The sequence below is a fragment of the Reinekea blandensis MED297 genome, from assembly GCF_000153185.1.
Classification (GTDB): Bacteria; Pseudomonadota; Gammaproteobacteria; order Pseudomonadales; family Natronospirillaceae; genus Reinekea; species Reinekea blandensis.
In genome coordinates this window covers 503,524-522,786 of sequence record NZ_CH724149.1, presented here as the reverse complement: position 1 = coordinate 522,786, position 19,263 = coordinate 503,524, and the positions used below count along the sequence as shown (strand labels likewise).

Sequence of the window (19,263 nt, the reverse complement as noted above, 5' to 3'; positions counted from 1 at the left end):
TTATGGCGTAAGCGAAATGACTTATCGCAATGATTGCCGAAGATCACAGCTACCGATGAGAAGGCCACCGAGTCCCGACATTCGCTCTGAGAACGGATGACCGGGACAGGAGGTATTATAACGGCCGCGACTACACGCGCTCTGTCAAAGCCAACTTAACGCCTAAGGCCGCAAAGCTTGCCGAAAACGCCTTTTGCATGACAATGCTTGCCCGTTGAGATTGCACAATGAACGCACTGAACACACTGGACAGAAAGCCGTAAACCAAAAATACCGCGAGAGTCATCAGCATAAACACGCCACCCAACGTCAGCATGTTCAGCAAGGCGCTATCCGTTGCAGCCGGAATGAACTGAGGCAGAAACGCCAGAAAGAAAATCGACAGTTTAGGGTTAAGAATGTTCAGCAGAAACCCTTTCAGTACCAAACCGGACAACCGGTTGTCGGTCTGCTCTTCCTGAACCGATAAGGGCGTTGATGAGCGCCAAATCTGCCAAGCCAAAAACAGCAGGTAAGCGGCCCCGACATATTTCACTATCTGAAACGCCAGCGCACTGGTGTGAAAAATAGCCGCCAAGCCAAACACACTGGCTAGCAGGCTGGGAATGATCCCCAGTGTGCAACCAACGGCCGCAAACACGCTCGCTCGCTTGCCCTGAAAAAGACCGGTGGCAACGGTGAACAACACACCCGTTCCGGGGATTAACACAACAACCAGCGAGGTCAGTAAAAATTCGATGGAGACCATAATTCAATTCCTTTGAGTTCAGCAGTTTGCAACAGTAACACAGGAAATTTGCACCACGCTGTTCTTTGCTTTCTGGTTACAACTTTTAAAAACGCCAGCTGGTGTTCACGGGTCAAAGTCCGTTACCCTACCCCTCACGAACCATGACGTCTGCTGGAGAACGCAAGGAGCGCACATGAACTCTGAGATTAGTGCCATTTTCAATCAATACCCGCCCGAAGCCAGACTTCGGCTCGAGCACCTGCGCAGTCTTTTCCTCAATCTTCGCGATGAACTTGGGCTGGGTGAAGTCGAGGAATCGCTGAAATGGGGTGAACCCAGCTACACCGTGAAAGGCGGCAGCCCGGTGCGAATGGCCTGGAAGGCAAAACACCCGGACCACGTCTGCCTGTATTTTATCTGTACGACCCCTCTGGTGGCGACCTTCCGGGAACTGTATCGCGACAAACTCACCTTCGAGGGTAACCGGACCATTGTATTGCCCCTGAGCAAACCCGTACCCGAAGCAGAAGTCGCCCACTGCCTGTCATTGGCGATGACTTATCAGTCCATCAAACACCTGCCAAACCTTGGTGCCTGACAGCACACTATAAATCACCAAAATAAACCAATATCAAACAAAGGCTACCATAACGCTACCCTTAGGTGCGCCATATGCAACCTTGGCAATAAAACTACTCTTGCAAACAACAATAATTATTCTCACTATCATCCAATTAATTCAGGACAGGCTGTATGGATACCGGGTTACTGTTAATTAATATCTTGCTCTATCTCTTTTTACCTCTGTGGGGGATTGCAGGTTTTGTCGATTGGCTATGCCATCGCGCGACTCAGATCGAAACCACGTCAGGACTGAAAGAATCGCTCATGCACACCTTAATGGGCATTCAAGTCGGTATTCCGATTCTGTTGTGCCTGACCTTCCGCGTAAATGTTCTCATCCTGCTTTTGTGCCTGGCGGCCTGGGCATTACATGAGTTCGTTGCACACATGGATGTCAAGTTCGCTTCACCGCGCCGTAAGATCAGTATCTGGGAAATGCACGCCCACAGTTATCTGGCGACGTTGCCGCTGTACATGCTGTCGATCATTGCAGTCATTAACTGGCCGGTCGTGGTTGATCTGGTCACCTTGAACTGGACTGGCCAACTGCGTCTGGTACCGATGGAGTACGCGCACGGCTTTGATGGCTACCTGTTCTGGTACCTGACGTTTATGGCAGTGGCCTGTGTCTTCCCTTACCTCGAGGAAAACCTGCGCTGTCTGCGGGCGGCCCTTGCCAACCGAGCGGTGTCAGCATGAGCGTCTACATCAACAGCACCGGACACTACTTGCCCGGATCGGCCATAGACAACGACAGCATCGAACGTATTCTCGGCAAAGTGCATGGCAAACCCAGCCGACTTAAAAATCGTATACTGAAAAGTAACGGTATCCGCACCCGCCATTATGCGATGGACGCTGAACACAAAACACTGGAAAGCAATGCGCAAATGGCCGCCAAAGCTGCGAATGCTTGTGTCGATGCCATTGGACTTCGTCGACAGCGACTGGGATTACTCAGTGCCGCCACCAGTCAGGGCGACCTGGTTTTGCCCGGTTTTGGCAGTATGGTTCAGGCTGAACTCGGCCTTTCTGATGTGGAGCTGCATACCAGTCATGGCATCTGCTCAAGCAGCATGATGGCTCTGAAACATGCTTACCTGTCAGTAAAGGCCGGAGAGCATGAAGCGGCACTCGTAGTTGCCAGTGAACTGTCGTCTCGGTTGTTTAAAGCCAGTCGTTACGAAGCGGCCGGTGATCAACCGGATTTCAATGCAGAGTTTCTGCGCTGGATGCTCTCCGATGGCGCCGGTGCCTTACTGTTGGAAAACACCCCCGGCAAGCGCAGCCTGCGCATCGACTGGATACAGGGGTACTCTCATGCCGATGCTTACCCGGTGTGTATGACGGTAGGACAGCCGCGCACTGAGAACCAAGACCTTAGCTGGCAGGACTACCCTACATACGCTGACGCCGAAGCGGCGGGTGCCCTGTTGATCCGCCAAGACGTTCGCCTGCTTGAAAATGTGGTGAAACTGGGCGTCGATGGGTTTCTGCGAGTCATGGATAAACACCGGTTAACACCGGATTCGATTGACCATGTCCTGTGCCATTATTCGTCCGACCACTTCCGCAGCAAAATTTTCGACCTGCTCAACGCGGCGGGCATGATGGTGCCGGAAGAACGCTGGTACACCAATCTTTATGATCGCGGCAATACCGGCTGCGCGTCATTGTTCATCATGCTGGATGAGTTTCTGAACACCCAAACCTACAACGAGGGCGATACGCTGCTGTGCATGGTGCCTGAAAGCGGTCGTTTTAATAATGTGTATATGCAACTGACGGTGGTAAACGCATGAACGCCCCTGCAACACTCACAACACCTGATATGAACGAACAGGCGCAACAATGTTTGCAAAAACTGATGCGGGTCTGGTTCGATTTTGAACGCCAAGTGGGTCGGGTACCGATCATTCAACGCCTGGAACGTGGCACCTTTACGCAAGACGACTATCAGCGGCTGCTGTGTCATTTGCGCCAGCAGGTTATTGAAGGCGGACGCTGGATCAGCCGCAGTGCCTCAAGTTTTGAACGCGACTATCTGGATGTGCGCAGCCTGGTGATTGGACATGCCAAAGACGAGCATCAGGATTATCAAATGCTCGAACAGGATTACCTCCGCGCCGGCGGCTCTGAAGACACCATTCAAACGCAGGTGGCGAACCTCGGGACCGAAGCCCTGCACAGTTTCCTGATGCATCGGGCCAGCCTACCGAACCCAATCGATATGATCGGCGCCATGTGGATGATTGAAGGGCTGGGTCAGAAGATGGCCGGCAGCTGGGCTGATCGGATTGATGAGGCGGTACCAACGACGCCACCGTGCACGCAGTTTATGCGCTATCATGCCGAGAACGATGAGCAGCACATGAACAAGCTTTACGCGATGCTTGACCGGGTTTGCCGCACAGACGCCGATGGCCTGCGCATTGTAAAAACGGCTCGCGTCGTGGGTCGGCTGTACGCATTACAACTGGAAGAGGTCGATCATGACGACACGTTATAGTGCGTTCATACAGGCCGTTGCCAACGACGACGCCTTACCGATCGACAAACAAGCCGCACAACTCTGGTTGAAAGATTTGCACAATCCCGGACGCTGGATCCTCCGACCACTGCTGCAATTCTTTTTTGGTGTACTGTTGCACCTTATCTGGTTTGTAAAGCGTCTGCCGCTGCCGCAGTTCCGTGCACACAGTTTACTGCAACGCCTGATCTGTTGGTTTTGCAAACACTGGGTCACATACGAGGCCAACATTTTAATTTTGCGGCACTTTGCGACTGAATCAAACATTCTTAACTTTCTCAATGACAACGACGTCGACCCTGGCGAGCCAATCAAACTCTACCCGACCAAAATCAGCGATATGCTGCGCGACTCGTTTGTTGAACACGATCAGGAATTGTTCAGACTCGTCGGAGGTTTTGAGTCGGCACAGGGCCCGAAAAAAACCGAGCCGCTGCGTTGGACGAACTGGCAACCTATCGAAAACATTGAGTTTGAGGTAACACGTAAACGCACACAAATTATTGATTTTGAAACCGCTCACGTCCTGTTTATGTGTTTGTTCTGCTTACTGTTAACACGAGATGAATACCGGGACGCAATCAATGGCTTTCAACTCGACCAGAGCATTGCCATTCGAGTAGGCAAGCTCATCGATGACCCAAGCGTGGTCGAGTATGCCTACAATAAATACCCGCACTATCTGGTCGGCCCATGGAATCTGACCCATCGGTTCTTTATGCATGGATTATTTACCGAGTATCTGTATGCGCGACTGGCACTGGCCCATGAGGCTCAAACGCCAAAACCATAGCCAAGGTCGGAGCGCCACAGCATGAGCCTGAGTTAACAGACTGTGACGGCTACTTCCATCTAAAAATGGCTGAACTGTCGCTCAACAAAAAAGCATCGCTCCCAAATCAGGGAGCGATGCTTTTCACATTTAAGCTCTGTTGAACACTGCGCCTTAATTACTCACTTACAAGCAGTTCAAACGATTCGGCAGACTCGTCTGACGAACCATCTTCGCTGTCGTCAATGGTCACACTGACCAAATCATTAATACCGGTCTGCTCGTGCCATTGCATCGCATTCGGGATACGAATCGCATACTGACTGTCCTGCTGTAGCGACGCGGCGGCATCAGGCAACCAAAGCCCCAAGTCATAAGTGCCTTCGGTGATCGATGCAGGAACCTGGACCGCACCAGTCAGCGCTGTCACGGTTCCCGATTGCCAAAGGCGTACATCTTCATCAGCCAGCCGCACCTGATATCGATCACCCTCGTTATACAACACCAGATAAACCGGACGTTCATTAAACGGCGCAGCAAAACCGGTGTTCTCAATCCGGATATCAAACTCAAATCGTCCACCCGGAACAATCCCCGAAGGCAGCGAACTTTCTTCCAACTCGAAACGATAGCCAAGACGTTCTTCGATTTCAGCGTAACAACCGTTCGCTTCCCATCCGCTCAACACTTCTGGATGATAATCGCTGTTCAGGAAGCTGTAATGAAAGCGCGACATTTCGTCCAATGCAATGTCGCACCCCGACCGGGCGCTGACCGCACAGGTTTCGCCACCCATGGGGACATAGCGGGTATCGTCGTCCAGGTAAGCTTTCCATTGGGCCACTTCGTCGCTTGGGTAAGTTCCCATGTCGGTGTCGCTGGCGAGGAAACAATCGTTGTGATGACCAAGACGTGCCTGGCGAGTGTCGCCAAATGCCTCAGTCACCGTCAGTGGTTCACTGTACATCTCTCCTTTATGTGCTGGGTAGCGCAGCTGAATGGCGCGCTGCTCAGGCACCGCCGCCATGAGCTTATCAATTATGCCTTGCCAGGTCGCCGGGTCATCCAGCAAGCCATTGGTTGAAGTATGCCACTCGCCCCAAGCGCCGATAAATCCGGCCTGTACCACGGCAATGACATCGGCATTTGCCTGTAATAAGGGGGCAACCTGTTCGATGTGTCGGCTGACCCATTCATAAGAGGCATCCGGTTCAGAGTTTGGATAAGGACCAAAGTTGTATGCGAACCGAGGAATAATTTTAATGCCGCTGTCTCGGGCAGCGTCGAACCCGGCCTGAACACTGTCGAGTAATGATTCCGGTAGACGTTGCGACCGGTAATCATCTAAACGAATGTAACTGTAGGCCAAGGTATAACCTTCTTCGCGGACGTAATCGAAATCACGTTCACTCACCAGATCTACGTAAGCGTAGAAACCACGTTCAGGGTTTACGTTGTCGGTGATCGCGTCCTGAAAGCTGACCGGACCATTCGGCGCGAGTTCGAAAACACCGTCGCCCGGCTGATCGCCTGAAACATCATCTTCCGGCAGATCAATCGTAATGCCGTCGTCGAGATTAATATCAATCTGACAGGCCGACAGAATCGCCCCCGCCAGACAAGCAACAAAGAATACCCTTTTACTCATGAAACGCTCCCTCAAGAAATAAGTCAGCACCATACGGCACAACCGTCTTTGCGAGTGGGAACTCACGCACGAAAAAAGAGTGCCATATTATTCAACCGTGAACGATTAGAGCTCGTTGACGAAACCAGAGTGACGCCGGTCACAAAGAAAAACGCACTGTTACGGTTCACCGCGCACCATCGTTTGTATCATTTTATTGACAGGCATTCGCCTCCGTCCCCTTCGAAACCTCAATAGTGCGGCTATGATGCAAACGGTTTGATTCACAAAAGGGGGACATTATGAAAATTGGTGTCATCGGCGCTGGCGCGGTAGGTGTCGGCGTCTGTCATTACACGCTGGCCTTCGGCTCCTGTTCAGAGCTGGTGCTGATCGATCAACAGATTGGCAAGGCCGAAGGCGAAATGATGGACTTCGGTCATGCAAACTCATTAACGTTTTCAAAAAACATTCGTCTGCGCGCCGGTGATGATTATTCGTTGCTGACCGATGCGGACATTGTGGTCATTACGGCCGGCGCCCAGATTAAAGAAGGCCAAACGCGTGACGACCTAGCGGAAATCAACAGCCGCATCACGGTCGACATTGCACAAAAAATCGAAACGGTGGCCCCGAATGCGATCCTGCTGGTCGTGACCAATCCGTGTGACATTGCCACGTACTTCATTACGCAGAACACCGGTTTCCCAGCGGATCGGGTCATCAGCGCAGGCTGCATTATTGATACCGCCCGGCTGATGAAGCTGGTCAGTGAAAAGGTCGATGTCGACCCCAAAAATGTGTCTGGTTACATTCTGGGCGAGCATGGCAGCCATTGCTTTATGCCGTGGGGATTAGTCGGTGTGGCCGGTCAGCCGATTGATTACTATTGCCAGCACAACGGGTTTGATGCCATCGATCCGCAGACGTTGCTGGAAGAAGTCAAACAAGCCGGTTTCGAAATTTTTAAGCGCAAACACAACACCACACACGGCATTGCCGCCAGCGTGTTTCGGATGATTCAGGCCATCACCATTGATGAGTATTCCATTCTTCCCGTCGGGACATTGCTTTCCGGTCATTACGGCTTAAGTGATGTCGTGCTCAGCCTGCCAACCATTGTGAACGCCCGCGGGGCACACAAAGTTCTGGAGCACCCCTTCAGTGAAACCGAAACGCGCGAATTGCATGACATCGCGGCGGCGTTGCAAAAACTGATTCGCGAAGTGCAGGCAAAAACCGGCCTGCGCGGCATCAGTTAAGGGCCGCTATTTCCCAGCTTTCTTACAACAAACGGGCCTTAGCTGGGTGAGTCTGTCTCCAGATACCGTTGCGGATGCATCACCTCGTCATACATCGGGACCAACCGGGACAGCAGATCGTTCTGAGCGGTCACCGGTGTTCCGGCAGCGTCCATCGCCGCGATCAGGTCATTCACCAGCGAATCAAAATGTGATTGATCGAGCGACATCGTTGAGTGCGCTTGTGCCATAGAGTCGCCGGTGTATTCACACCCCCCATCACTGACCTGACACAGCTGCTCAATCAGTTTACTGCGGAAACGATCAATGTCCGTTTCGGCAAAAAATCCTATCAGCTTCTCGTTGCTGCCCAGTTCGTAAAGCAGGTTATCAACGATGGTCGTGACGCCCTGCAGGCCGCCTAGTCTCTGGTAGAGTGTTTCGTCCGGCTTAGTTTGGCCAGCACAGGCCGTTAGCATTAAGACGCTCACCAGACACAGATGCGATAGCGTTCGTTTCAGTTCAGGCATAGTCGTTGTCTCAATTGGTGATCTGAATGGATACGTAGCCGCCGCGCTGCTCGTCCCAGAGCGCGACCGTCCCTAAGTCGACATACGCAGCGACCACGGCAATGCGCGGGTTTGGGAACCAGGCAACAAAGGCATCCCACCAAGCGCTTTCATCAACGGACGACAAACGATCCGGCTTTTGACGATACTCACCGCCGACGGCCCAATGCGGATTTAAAAAGAGTGCTGCACTGCCCTCAGCAACCAACTGGTAATCGGAGCCGTCAGCATTGCCAAACCCCAGCAGACCGATTTGATTGGCATTGGTGTAACGGGCCGTCGCATTCACCAGAACGTTACGACCACCCAAAGCATGCAGCCAGAGTTTACTGGCACTGACATAGACATCGGTCCCCTGGTCGCTGTCGGCGCCGAGAACGTCCTTCGCAATGTTCGGGTTTTGGTTGTATTTCTGCTGCAGACCGACACTGACCTGTGGCCAACGCTCGTATATCAAGTGACCAAACGCACGGACTTTCAGGCCATACACCTGCTGCTGAATGACGGCATCAAACGGTCCGCTGGCGAGTTCTTCAACTTGCAAGGTCTGCTGGGCATAACTCAACTCCAGTCGATTATTAACACCCACTAAGACCGTTCCGGTGTCGAGAATAAAATCATCCACCTGCACGCCACTGATGCTGGCGGCTGCACCCCACTCGCCTTCACTGCCATATCCTCCAATCGTCGCCCAAGGCACTATACCGCCGCCGGATGCGCCTTCGAGCTGTGATAACGCCGATGTCCCCAGGATTTTACTGGTACTCTCCGCCAGCGCCGCCGAGCCCAGGCACAGCAGAGACAGAAAACAAAGCATCGGTTTAACCATGTTGAACCTCCGTTTGTGGCATCCGGAAGTCTGACAACCAGGTCATGATGTCATCGGATGCGATCGGCTTACTGAGAAAGTAACCCTGAATGGCATTGCAGTGCATCGAAGACAGCAGCTGCATCGACGCCTCATTTTCGACGCCCTCTGCTATCACAGACAGCCCCAGGTGATGCGCCATTTCAATGGTCGAACGGACAATCTTCTGATCATCCAAATCCATGCTCAGGTTCAGAACAAAGGATTTATCAATCTTCAACTCATGTACGGGTAACACTTTCAATTGCGCCAAAGATGAAAACCCGGTGCCGAAGTCATCGATCGCCAGTGACACGCCCGCATCATACAGGCGCTGAAGGTTGGCAACGGCATGATCCAGCTCTTCAACCACGGCACTCTCTGTGACTTCCAACATCAACCATTTCGGGTCGACATCACCCTGGTCGATGCGGGCAATCACCCGATCGATAAAATCGTCCTTCAGAATGTCCCGGGCCGACAGATTAATGCTCACCCCCAACGAATGGCCTGCGCGGTGCCATCGCGCCAGTTGCGCCAACGACTCATCAAACACCCAATCGGTAATCTGGGTAATCATGCCGGAACTTTCCGCCAGCGGAATGAACTCATCCGGGTAAATGGGACCAAGGACATCATCGTGCCAGCGAATCAGGGCTTCCGCTGAGTGCACGCGCTGAGCCTGTAAATCGTACTGTGGCTGAAACAACAGACTGAACTGACGCTCACTGATCGCACTCTGCAACCGTTCCGTGACCTGCAGTTTGCGTAAGTGCCGCGACTCCATATCCGGCTCAAATACACACCAGCGCTCCCCGGCGGCTCGCCCTTCACTCAACGCAATGTGGCTGCGCCGGTGCACCGTTTCAAAGTCAGCGGCATGGTCCGGACAGTACAGTACGCCCAGTCGGACTGAGAGCCGAAACTCAACATTACTTTCATGTATCGGTTGCGTCATCAGATCCAGAATGTCATCGATGACCTGAGACAACCCATCATCGCGAGCGCCTTGGTTAAAGAGTAACAGTTCGTCGGTTGCAATCCGGCCGACCGCATCATCGTCAGGAAGCATCTGCGATAGGCGACTCGCCACTTGCCTTAAACCACGATCCAGCATTTGCGTTCCGTAAACGTCGCTGAGGTTATCGAAGTTGGCAATTTTCACCAGAATCGCACGGCAATGATGCGCGCCGGGGGGTTGTGCAATCCGCTGATGAAACAGATCCGACAGGTACTGCCGATTGGGCAGCTCGGTCAGCATGTCATGTTGTGCCTGATAGGTGATGCGTGCTTCGCGCACCTGAATATCGGCCTGCATTTGGTTCAGCGTTTCTCCCAGTTCGGCAAACTCCGTGCGCCCGGGTATGGAGAGCTGCTGTCGATAGTTCCCTTTCGAGATACGCCGGGCGGCGCGAACCAATACATTAATAGGTCGGGTAATGGTACTGGCGACGACCGTTGACGCCAGTACAACCAACAGCAACACGACCACCGCAATGATCAACATCTGGTTCTGCAAACTGCTGTACGCGGCCATCGCGTCTTTCAAACTGACCGAGAGCACCAACGTGACATGCTGTGTCGCACGATCGAGCAGAACCAGCTCCCGGTTCAGCCACTCATCGTCCACCAGCGAGGATTCAAACGCCGGCACCATTGAAGTAAAGGTTGTTGCGTCGCCGTCCATTCGCGCATTAGCATTCGACAACGTGCTTAGCACCTGCATCGGCCCCTGTGCCGATTCCTGGTAAAGCATACTCACGTCTGTGGTCGTGATGTCACGAAACCGCTGAATCAGTTCATCATCGATCGCAAAACCGACGCCCACCCAGGCAATCAATTCCGGGGCCAACACAGGTACCATCACCAACTGAAAGGGTGTGTTTTCCGCTACCGCCAGCTGCGCAAAAGCACGGGGTTGCTGACTGACTTCAGTCGACAGTTCGGGGCCGGCCACGCCCAGATCGTGAGTACTGATCTGAATATCGCCTTCCGGATTCATCAACAGAATCATATCTGCTGCAATACGTTCCCCGTGATTTGCCAGCACACTGATGATGGTGTCTTCTTCATTGGTGGCAATGGCCTGCCGAAAGCCGAAGTCTTCGGCCAGTAACGTGGTGCGGTCCGTCAGTTGACGACGGTTATCCTCCAGCAAGGTCTCAAACACGCGCTCCGCCACTTCCAGTTCCCGGGCAGCATTACTGCGGGCGTTACTGTCGACGGCTCTGAGCACCGCCCAGGTCGACACAAACAGCGCGGTGCCGAGCAGAATCGTAAAAACAATCAGAAGTCGGTTGCGAAAACTAACCGTCATTGCGTTTAAAACTCTTCAGTCGGTCGCGCAGTGAATTTTCAGGAGCATCGTCGGTTTCTTCTTCCGTCAGCGTAAAGGGCAACGTTAAGGTCCAGCCCTCCGCGCTGAGTTGAAGATCGCTTACCGATTGCGTCACCGTGGTCGGCAGGTCCCGATGCCAAACGCGCACCTGCACGCTCTCTGAAACCGCTGACGGCAGCATCAGAGCGCCGTCTGCGTTCGATACCCCCGCCCAATCGGCATCCGTCACCACGATATGTGCGCTCATACGGTCATGAATATTACAGCCAACCGCGACAATGCCCGCTGTTGGAAAGGTGACCGGGTCGGCCTGATTACCGGCATACAGCTGGAGCTCGAACGTCTTGGTATTGGAAAACGAATAAACGTGATGTCGGGATTCATCGTTATTTGGGAAACTGACCGACGCCCCTTTGGGCACTACCAACACGCGCGGAACAAACTGAAAATCCTTTTGATCCATCAGGTAAGCAGAGGCTCCCCATTGCACCGATTCGACCTCCGGGCCCGTCAACTCAACGGCGGCATCCGGGACGGGTGACCCCGCCTGATCAACCAGAACAAGCGATTGGGCCAAAGCCAACGATGGCAAGAACATCAGGATCAAACTCAACAGGACATACGGCGGCATGGGTCTATTTTCCTAACAACTTAATAGCAAACAGGTACGCGGGACGAGGCCGAACAGACCGCCCTGATTGCACCTCAACAGGCACAGCGCCCCAGACGAGTGGCAAACTGCGTGAACGTTCGGCGCGACTTTTCAGTCAACCTTTATTCACCATAGAAGAAAACACCCGCAAATGTGTGTATTGGGGCAAAAAAAAGAGGCCATTGGTCTCACAGACTGATGACAAAGTCACCGACGGTTTTGAGACGACGAAAAGGTAGCTCTCAAATGGACGTCGAAAACATGGCGGTCCGGCGTTCCGGTGTTTTCGTCGAGCGTATCAGGTGGTTCGGCATTCCGGCGATACTTGCAGCGATCCATTTGAGAGTTACCTTTTCGTCGGTGGGGCTTATCCAAAAAAAAGGGGCCATTGGCCCCTTTCGCTGTGTCATTCGACTCAATCGCCCGGCGTCGCTGCCGGCTTACGTGCGTTAAAGAACACCACGTAAAACGTTGGCACCGCCACAAGCGTCAGCACTGTCGCAAAGCCCAGGCCGAAACTGATGACCACCGCCATGTCTTTAAAGAACGGGTCCAGAAACAGCGGTGCCAGACCCAGAATCGTGGTCAACGCGGCCATAAACACCGGTCGTAAACGACTGACGGCGGCATCAAACACCGCCGAGTAATGATCTTTGCCATCGCGAATTTCCACATTAACCTGATCGATCAGCACGATGCCGTTCTTAATCACCATCCCCGACAGACTTAACAACCCGATAAAGCCCATGAAGCCGAACGCCACATCGAGCACCAACAGGCCGGTTGCAATACCAATCATCATCAGCGGGATACAGAACCAAACCACCAACGTTTCTTTAACGGAATTAAACAACAGGACAGTAATGACAAACATGAACAGATACCCCATCGGGGCTAAGCGAATCATGTTTTCGCGCGCCATGTTGGAGTCTTCCCATTCGCCACCAAACTCCATGCTGTAGCCCGGTGGTAAATCAATCGCTTCAATGGCATCACGCGTGCGTTTAAACAGCTGATCTGCGTTATACGGGCTGTTGATGTGCGGATCGGCCATGGCCGTAATCGTCCGCTGCCGGTCCCGACGTTCAATGACCGGGTTTTCCCAGATAATGTCAAAGCGCTCGGTCACTTCCGTCAGGTTCACGTAGGTGCCGTTGGTAAAAATCTGAATGTCCTTCAACCGATCGACACTATCCCGCTCACGCTCAGGTAAGGTGGCGACAATCGGCAGCAACTTAGTGCCATCACGGAAAGCACCAACCTGCTGACCCTGCAATTGCGTCAACAAGGCGCTGTCGTAATCGGTCTTGGAAATCCCCAGCTCCGAGGCTTTTTCAGCATTAAATACCGGCTGTAGCACCTTCACCTGATCTTTCCAGTCGTCGCGGATCCCTTCCAGGTTCGGATCGGACCGGTAAACGCTCTTGGCCTGTTCCGACAAATCACGCAGTACATCGGCATCCGGCCCGGAGAACCGGGTTTCCAGCTTGGCTCCTCCACCCGGACCGAGCTGCAGCTTGCGCAGGGTAAAATGCGCTTCCGGCTGTTCGTCACTGAGGTACTGGTGAATGTCATTGAGCAACGCATCAATGTCTTCGACCCGATGAGTTCGAACAACAAGCTGAACGTTGTTATAACCGGACTCCATCGCCATGTAGGTCAGAATAAAGCGTGGCAGCCCCTGGTTAAACGTGGCCGTGACAAAGTTAACACGCTTATCGTCCGCAAGCTTTTGCTCCAGCGCCTGAGCCTTGGCTTGTGTCGTTTCCAGATTCGTCGCGCTGGGGTAACGAAGTTCCGCGTAAAACAACGGCGTCAACGAGCTTGGGAAGAACGCCTGTTTCACAAAGGTAAAGCCGTAACCCGCCCCGGCTAACGCGGAGACCAATAGCGCGATGGTTACCCAGCGATGCCCCATAGCAACCGATAGAATCTTTTTGTAGACGGAGAAAATGACACCGCGATACGGATCCCGTTCTTCGTCTTCACCGGCGGCGATGTCTTCTTTAAACAGCAGGTCACAGAAAAACGGTGTCAACGTGACAGCCGTAAACCAACTGATGGTCAGACTGATCAACAGCACCCAGAACAGCGAGCCGACAAACTCACCAATGCTGTCCGGTGACAACCCCATCGGGGCAAAAGCCGTAATCGCGATAACGGTCGCACCGGCCAACGGCCACTGCGTTTGTTTGACCACATCGCTGGCGGCCTGCAGTTTGGTTTTGCCGCGTTTTAAACCAATCAGTATCCCTTCGGTCACCACAATGGCGTTGTCCACCAGCATCCCGAGCGCGACGATCAACCCGCCAAGAGAAATACGCTGCAACGCCAGACCGACCCAATCCATCACAATAAAGGTGCCGAGAATCGTGATCGCCAGAATCATGCCGATCAACACACCAGATTTCAGGCCCATAAACACCAGCAACACAACGATCACGATCACCACGGCCTGCACCAGACTCATGATGAAACCGTTCACCGCCTTCTCGACTTCATCGCCCTGAAAGTAGATGGGTTCCAGCATGATGCCCTGCGGCACCAGCGTCATCGACGATTGCAGTTTATCTCTTACGTGTTCACCGACATCAACAACATTCACGTCAGGCAAAAAGGAAACGCCCAGGGCAATGGCAGAACGGCCATTGTGGCGAATCACATGCGAACTGGGGTCCATATAACCGCGGGAAATCTCAGCGATGTCTTTCAGTTTGACGGTCTGTCCGGTCTGCGCACTGGTGATGGTCAACAGCCCGAGCTCTTCCAGCGAGTTGAACTCACCGGTGGGTGACAGGCGCACGTAATCCTCACCGACATTCACGAAGCCCGAGTGCGACACCACGTTTTGCTCATTCAACAAACCGGCAATCTGCTCGACCGGAATGCCCATAGCCACCAGATTATGACGCGGGATTTCAATATTAATCTGCTCGCGCTGAGCTCCACTGACGGTGACTTTAGAAACCCCTTCGACCAACGCCAGTTCTTTGCCGAGATCAGAAGCAATGGTGGTCAGTTCATGCGCTTCAAAGGCGCCTTCCGTCTCTGCAGATAACGCATACAAAATGCCGTAAACATCGCTGAAATCATCCACGACGCGCGGACTGTCGGCGCCGGGCGGGAGCTGTTCTTCAAGATCACGGATCTTCTTGCGAACCTCATCCCATACCTGACCGAGCGTGTCGCCTCGAATGGTATCTTTCATCTCAACCGACAGCTTTGAAAGACCGGCCGTTGAGGTGGAGAAAATCTGCTTCACATACGGCAGATTCTGCATTTCTCGTTCTAACAGGTAGGTTACTTCGTCCTCAACCTGAGACGGCGTCGCGCCCGGGTATTGGGTAATGATGTTGACCTGTTTGATCGAGAACTCCGGATCTTCCAGTCGTCCCAGGCTAAGAAAGGCCAGAATGCCACCAACCAGAAGGATCAGGGTCACCATCCAACTGGTGACCTTACGTTCAATAAAATAACGGGCGATATCCATGGATTACTCCGCCTCCCAAATCGCGACTCGCTGCCCGTCCACCAACTTGTTAACGCCAGCAGAAACAATCTGGTCACCCGCATTTAACCCGTCAAGCAGGGTGACATGCGCGCCTCGCAGTTCACCCAGTGCAACGGCGGTTTTGGTGACTTTGTTGTCCTGCAGGTGCCAGACGTAGGCTTGCTGGTTCTGATAAAACACCGCATGCGACGGAATCGACAACGACGGGCGATCGGTAATACGTGCCAAGTCCAACAGCACGGTGGCGTCCATCCCCGGCAGCAACGTGCCTTCGTCCTGCGGGGGTTTCTGCAGAGTCAGTGTCACGTCAAAAGAACGAGTACTGCGATCGGAGCTGGCACTGAACTCACGAACATCGGCGGTGTAGACATCATCTGGGTAGGCATCAAAGACCACTTCTACGTTAGTCCGTTCCACATCTTCGTTCATCTGCGCAATGATGTCGCTGGGCACCTGGAACAGCACATCGATGTTGTCGGTTGACTGGATCGTCACCAGCGGATGGGCCGCCGCAATAAAATCGTATCGTTTTGGGTTCACTCGAACCACCGTCCCGGCAAACGGTGCTTTAACCCGCGTGTTCTCCAGTTGGTTTTGCGCTTGCTGCAAACCGACCGTGGCTTTATCGAGGTTGGCTTTGGCGTTGTCAAAGTCGGCTTGCGTTGCAATGTTGCGCTCACGCGAGGATGACACCCGATCGAACGAGACCTTGGCGAGGTTATAGTTCGCCTCGGCCTGTCGAAGGTTCAACTGATAGTCGGTATCGTCCAACGTCAGCAGCAGATCGCCAGCTTCTACTTCGTCGCCCGCTTCGACAGCCAGCGAAACGACCTGCCCGGCCACTTTGGAGGCGACATTCGCGCTTTCACTGGCGGCAACGCGGCCGGGAAACTCCCGCACCGGCTCTTTTAAATCGGAACGAACAACATCAACCTTAACCGGTTGCTCAGTACGGGGGACATCCTGAACTTCAGAAGACGGCTGACAGGACGACAGAAACGCCACCAGCGCCAGGCTGGTAACCAGATAACTCGAAGGGACGGTGCGGTTCACAAAACTCTCCAGAAAGGCGTTAACCCTGAAAATACGATACAAATGTATTGAAAGCCGCGAAATATAAGTCTAATTTATGAGCATTCAATAACGATTCTCAGATATGAGACAGAGGTGACCGGTTTGTATCGAAACAGCAAGGACAAACGCGTACATCAGACCGCCGGTCAACTTTATGACGCCATCCGCTCCCTGCTGGAAGATGGCAAACCTTTTGAGAGCATCGGCATCAAAGAAGTCAGCGCACAGGCCGGTATTGGCCGAGCGACCTTCTACCGCAACTTCGACTATGTCGACGATGTTCTCAAGTACCAGCTCGACCATCTGTTCATGCAACTGAAAGAGGAGCAACCGCCGGAACGGTTTAAATCGCCGGACACCCTGATACCGTTCTTCGATTTCTGGGTTCGTCATGATCAGATGCTGCAGGTTCTGCTGAAAGCCAACCGCTGGGATATCTTTGCGGAGCAGTTCCGCAAAGCCACCAACACAGAACTGCCGATCATTATTGAAGAACACGACCTCGATCAACGCTCGCTGCGCTATCTGGAGCAGAGCATCAACAGCCTCATCACTGCGACACTCTACACATGGTTGACACACGGCTGTATCGAGACTGCCGAGGAGCTGCAACAGCAGTTCGTGCTGCCCTTTGAGCTTTATTTAAAACGAACGCGAGACCCCAGTATCTGACCCATTAAAGAAAAACGACATCCGGACCAATCACTCCTAAACTTTAAAATCATAAAACTGCCCGTATCTTTTCCGTTTGCACTGAGTCACTGACGTTTCAGCACCGGAACCGCTTTAAGGACATCACTATGACCGATTTTCTCTTACTGGCCACAATTCTGCTGGTCGCCGGTGTGTTCGCCGTACCGCTGGCGACCAAACTGGGGATGGGATCGGTTTTGGGATACCTGCTGGCCGGTATCGCCATCAGCCCGATATTGAGCCTGCTGCACGTGGATGTGGTCCAGATTCAGCATTTTGCGGAGTTCGGCGTGGTAATGATGCTGTTTTTGGTCGGTTTGGAACTGGAACCAAAGCTGCTTTGGCAAATGCGGCACAAGTTGCTGGGTTTGGGCGGTTTACAGGTCGGCCTGACCATCGTTGCCGTCATGGCCATTGCGATGATGATGGGGCAACCCTGGCGCATCTCCCTGGCGATTGGTCTGGTACTGGCCCTGTCGTCAACGGCCATCGTCCTGCAGACGCTGAATGAAAAAGGCCTGATGCACAGCGATGGCGGCCAGTCGAGTTTTTCCGTGCTGTTGTTTCAGGATATTGCGGTAATTCCCATGCTGGCGTTGATCCCTCTGCTGGCCATTCCAGAAGTTTCAAACCCCGCTGCCACCGCTGTCACTCACGCAGCCGAAGCCTCCCATGGCGGCGGCTTAAGCCTCGTCGACGGACTCACTGGCTGGCAAACGGCACTGGTCACGGTCGGCGCCATTGCCTTTGTGTTATTTGCCGGTAACTACCTGACACGCCCGCTGTTTCGATTCATTTCAGTCGCCCGCTTACGGGAACTGTTTACCGCCACCGCGCTGATGATTGTGATCGGTATTGCCCTGTTGATGTCGCTGGTTGGGGTCTCCCCTGCATTAGGCACCTTTCTGGCCGGCGTGGTGCTGGCCAACAGCGAATACCGACACGAACTGGAAGCCGACATTGAGCCCTTCAAAGGGCTGTTACTTGGATTGTTCTTTATCACCGTCGGTGCCGGCATCAACTTTGCCCTGCTGGCTGACAATGCCGGCCTGGTCATCGGCCTGACGCTCGGCCTGATCGTTTTAAAAGCCACCATCCTGCTAGTGCTCAGCCAGCTGTTTAAACTGCAGGGCTACGACCGTTGGTTAATGGCCTTCGGGCTCGCCCAGGCCGGCGAGTTCGGGTTCGTGCTGCTCAGCTTCACCGTCGCCAGCTCGGTTTTACCTTCTGAGGTGGCCGACATTCTGATGCTGATAGTTGCTCTGTCCATGCTGATCACACCATTATTGTTCATAGGGCTGGATCGATTCATTGCGCCGAAGTTTGCAAAGAGCCAGCGCGAAGCCGACACCATCGACAAAACCTCGGACATCATCATCATCGGCCATGGTCGCGTCGGCGGTATCGTCAACCGAATGCTGCGCAGTGCCGGATATGACACCACCGTGATCGATTACAGTTCCAGCCAACTGGAAATGCTGCGTCGCTTTGGGTTAACGGTCTTTTTCGGCGATGGCACCCGCCCGGATCTGTTGCACTCCGCCGGTATCGACAAAGCCAAAATGCTCGTCATTGCCATAGACGACAAAAACCACATCACCGAACTCGCCCGGTACGTGAGTAAACATTACCCACATGTTCACATCCTGTCTCGGGCACGGGACCGCACTCACGTTTATGATCTTTGGGCGGTGGGTTGCCGGGACATTATTCGGGAGACGTACGACAGTTCACTGCGTATGGGCCGGTCAGCATTCGAAGCGCTGGGTTTCAGCCGTGAAGCCTCGCAAGCCATGGTGGACGAGTTTAATCTGCGCGATCGTGATGCCATGCTGCGCACGGCTACGGTTTACCGACAGGACATTCCGACCACCGAAAACCCGGAGTTTGTTGCCATGGTGCGCCAGATTGCAGAAGAGTGGGAAAATGATCTGTTGGGCGAACACGACCCCATCGAACAACGGGATGATGATTTGAGGCAGCCGGAGGGTTGAGTTTTAAGCTTGCCAACTGTTTAGTCGACAAGTGGTGATGGCGTATCTTCGGGTTGCTAAA

16 protein-coding genes are annotated in these 19,263 nt (G+C 53.4%); 8 read left to right on the top strand and 8 right to left on the bottom strand.

Annotated features, from left to right (window positions below; all coding sequences use genetic code 11):
• Window positions 1-130 precede the first annotated feature (130 nt).
• Window positions 131-748 carry a LysE family translocator gene (locus tag MED297_RS02385; protein WP_008042023.1) on the bottom strand — a complete coding sequence of 206 codons (618 nt, stop codon included), beginning with the start codon at window positions 746-748 and terminating at the stop codon, window positions 131-133.
• A gap of 175 nt (window positions 749-923) precedes the next feature.
• Here MED297_RS02385 and MED297_RS02380 point away from each other — a divergent pair, with 175 nt between their 5' ends.
• The 5 genes from MED297_RS02380 (at window position 924) to MED297_RS02360 (ending at window position 4,677) form a co-directional block, all read left to right on the top strand.
• Entirely contained in the window at window positions 924-1,328 is a 405-nt protein-coding gene (locus tag MED297_RS02380) for a DUF1801 domain-containing protein (RefSeq protein ID WP_008042020.1), read from the top strand.
• A gap of 155 nt (window positions 1,329-1,483) precedes the next feature.
• Window positions 1,484-2,053 (top strand): hypothetical protein, encoded by a 570-nt coding sequence (locus MED297_RS02375; RefSeq protein ID WP_008042019.1) that lies wholly within the window; start codon window positions 1,484-1,486, stop codon window positions 2,051-2,053.
• The gene (locus MED297_RS02370) at window positions 2,050-3,156 is read left to right on the top strand and encodes a beta-ketoacyl-ACP synthase III (RefSeq protein ID WP_008042018.1); all 1,107 of its coding nucleotides are present in this window, start codon (window positions 2,050-2,052) and stop codon (window positions 3,154-3,156) included. Before MED297_RS02375 ends, MED297_RS02370 begins: the two co-directional genes overlap by 4 nt.
• The gene (locus MED297_RS02365; protein WP_008042017.1) at window positions 3,153-3,863 is read left to right on the top strand and encodes an iron-containing redox enzyme family protein; all 711 of its coding nucleotides are present in this window, start codon (window positions 3,153-3,155) and stop codon (window positions 3,861-3,863) included. The genes MED297_RS02370 and MED297_RS02365 overlap by 4 nt, the downstream gene beginning before the upstream one ends.
• A complete protein-coding gene (locus MED297_RS02360; RefSeq protein ID WP_008042016.1) occupies window positions 3,847-4,677 on the top strand; it encodes a DUF6999 family protein in 831 nt (276 codons plus the stop codon). The genes MED297_RS02365 and MED297_RS02360 overlap by 17 nt, the downstream gene beginning before the upstream one ends.
• A gap of 157 nt (window positions 4,678-4,834) precedes the next feature.
• Here MED297_RS02360 and MED297_RS02355 read toward each other — a convergent pair whose 3' ends face one another.
• Window positions 4,835-6,304, bottom strand: coding sequence for a DUF4832 domain-containing protein (locus tag MED297_RS02355; RefSeq protein WP_008042014.1), 1,470 nt, complete (start codon window positions 6,302-6,304; stop codon window positions 4,835-4,837).
• A gap of 281 nt (window positions 6,305-6,585) precedes the next feature.
• Here MED297_RS02355 and MED297_RS02350 point away from each other — a divergent pair, with 281 nt between their 5' ends.
• Window positions 6,586-7,545 (top strand): L-lactate dehydrogenase, encoded by a 960-nt coding sequence (locus MED297_RS02350; protein ID WP_008042012.1) that lies wholly within the window; start codon window positions 6,586-6,588, stop codon window positions 7,543-7,545.
• Between the two features lie 38 nt (window positions 7,546-7,583).
• On the opposite strand, the gene MED297_RS02345 is transcribed toward MED297_RS02350, so the two are convergent.
• The 6 genes from MED297_RS02345 to MED297_RS02320 form a co-directional block, all read right to left on the bottom strand.
• The gene (locus MED297_RS02345) at window positions 7,584-8,054 is read right to left on the bottom strand and encodes a group I truncated hemoglobin (RefSeq protein ID WP_008042010.1); all 471 of its coding nucleotides are present in this window, start codon (window positions 8,052-8,054) and stop codon (window positions 7,584-7,586) included.
• Window positions 8,055-8,064: 10 nt separating this feature from the next.
• A complete protein-coding gene (locus MED297_RS02340; RefSeq protein WP_008042008.1) occupies window positions 8,065-8,922 on the bottom strand; it encodes a DUF3034 family protein in 858 nt (285 codons plus the stop codon).
• Complete coding sequence (locus tag MED297_RS02335) at window positions 8,915-11,257, bottom strand: putative bifunctional diguanylate cyclase/phosphodiesterase (RefSeq protein ID WP_008042003.1); 2,343 nt, start codon at window positions 11,255-11,257, stop codon at window positions 8,915-8,917. The genes MED297_RS02340 and MED297_RS02335 overlap by 8 nt, the downstream gene beginning before the upstream one ends.
• Window positions 11,247-11,909 (bottom strand): methylamine utilization protein, encoded by a 663-nt coding sequence (locus tag MED297_RS02330; protein WP_008042001.1) that lies wholly within the window; start codon window positions 11,907-11,909, stop codon window positions 11,247-11,249. Before MED297_RS02330 ends, MED297_RS02335 begins: the two co-directional genes overlap by 11 nt.
• A 436-nt stretch (window positions 11,910-12,345) precedes the next feature.
• Window positions 12,346-15,420 (bottom strand): efflux RND transporter permease subunit, encoded by a 3,075-nt coding sequence (locus MED297_RS02325; protein ID WP_008041998.1) that lies wholly within the window; start codon window positions 15,418-15,420, stop codon window positions 12,346-12,348.
• A gap of 3 nt (window positions 15,421-15,423) precedes the next feature.
• Window positions 15,424-16,494, bottom strand: a complete 1,071-nt coding sequence (locus MED297_RS02320) for an efflux RND transporter periplasmic adaptor subunit (protein WP_040556401.1) — start codon at window positions 16,492-16,494, stop codon at window positions 15,424-15,426.
• A gap of 123 nt (window positions 16,495-16,617) precedes the next feature.
• Here MED297_RS02320 and MED297_RS20990 point away from each other — a divergent pair, with 123 nt between their 5' ends.
• Both MED297_RS20990 and MED297_RS02310 read left to right on the top strand, forming a co-directional pair.
• A complete protein-coding gene (locus MED297_RS20990; protein ID WP_154650821.1) occupies window positions 16,618-17,187 on the top strand; it encodes a TetR/AcrR family transcriptional regulator in 570 nt (189 codons plus the stop codon).
• 128 nt (window positions 17,188-17,315) lie between these two features.
• Entirely contained in the window at window positions 17,316-19,202 is a 1,887-nt protein-coding gene (locus MED297_RS02310) for a cation:proton antiporter domain-containing protein (RefSeq protein ID WP_008041993.1), read from the top strand.
• Window positions 19,203-19,263 lie beyond the last annotated feature (61 nt).

Excerpts from the sequence above, each read along its gene's own strand:
- MED297_RS02385 (WP_008042023.1), bottom strand. The coding sequence starts at position 748 with ATGGTCTCCATCGAATTTTTACTGACCTCGCTGGTTGTTGTGTTAATC.
- MED297_RS02380 (WP_008042020.1), top strand. The coding sequence starts at position 924 with ATGAACTCTGAGATTAGTGCCATTTTCAATCAATACCCGCCCGAAGCC.
- MED297_RS02375 (WP_008042019.1), top strand. The coding sequence starts at position 1,484 with ATGGATACCGGGTTACTGTTAATTAATATCTTGCTCTATCTCTTTTTA.
- MED297_RS02370 (WP_008042018.1), top strand. The coding sequence starts at position 2,050 with ATGAGCGTCTACATCAACAGCACCGGACACTACTTGCCCGGATCGGCC.
- MED297_RS02365 (WP_008042017.1), top strand. The coding sequence starts at position 3,153 with ATGAACGCCCCTGCAACACTCACAACACCTGATATGAACGAACAGGCG.
- MED297_RS02360 (WP_008042016.1), top strand. The coding sequence starts at position 3,847 with ATGACGACACGTTATAGTGCGTTCATACAGGCCGTTGCCAACGACGAC.
- MED297_RS02355 (WP_008042014.1), bottom strand. The coding sequence starts at position 6,304 with ATGAGTAAAAGGGTATTCTTTGTTGCTTGTCTGGCGGGGGCGATTCTG.
- MED297_RS02350 (WP_008042012.1), top strand. The coding sequence starts at position 6,586 with ATGAAAATTGGTGTCATCGGCGCTGGCGCGGTAGGTGTCGGCGTCTGT.
- MED297_RS02345 (WP_008042010.1), bottom strand. The coding sequence starts at position 8,054 with ATGCCTGAACTGAAACGAACGCTATCGCATCTGTGTCTGGTGAGCGTC.
- MED297_RS02340 (WP_008042008.1), bottom strand. The coding sequence starts at position 8,922 with ATGGTTAAACCGATGCTTTGTTTTCTGTCTCTGCTGTGCCTGGGCTCG.
- MED297_RS02335 (WP_008042003.1), bottom strand. The coding sequence starts at position 11,257 with ATGACGGTTAGTTTTCGCAACCGACTTCTGATTGTTTTTACGATTCTG.
- MED297_RS02330 (WP_008042001.1), bottom strand. The coding sequence starts at position 11,909 with ATGCCGCCGTATGTCCTGTTGAGTTTGATCCTGATGTTCTTGCCATCG.
- MED297_RS02325 (WP_008041998.1), bottom strand. The coding sequence starts at position 15,420 with ATGGATATCGCCCGTTATTTTATTGAACGTAAGGTCACCAGTTGGATG.
- MED297_RS02310 (WP_008041993.1), top strand. The coding sequence starts at position 17,316 with ATGACCGATTTTCTCTTACTGGCCACAATTCTGCTGGTCGCCGGTGTG.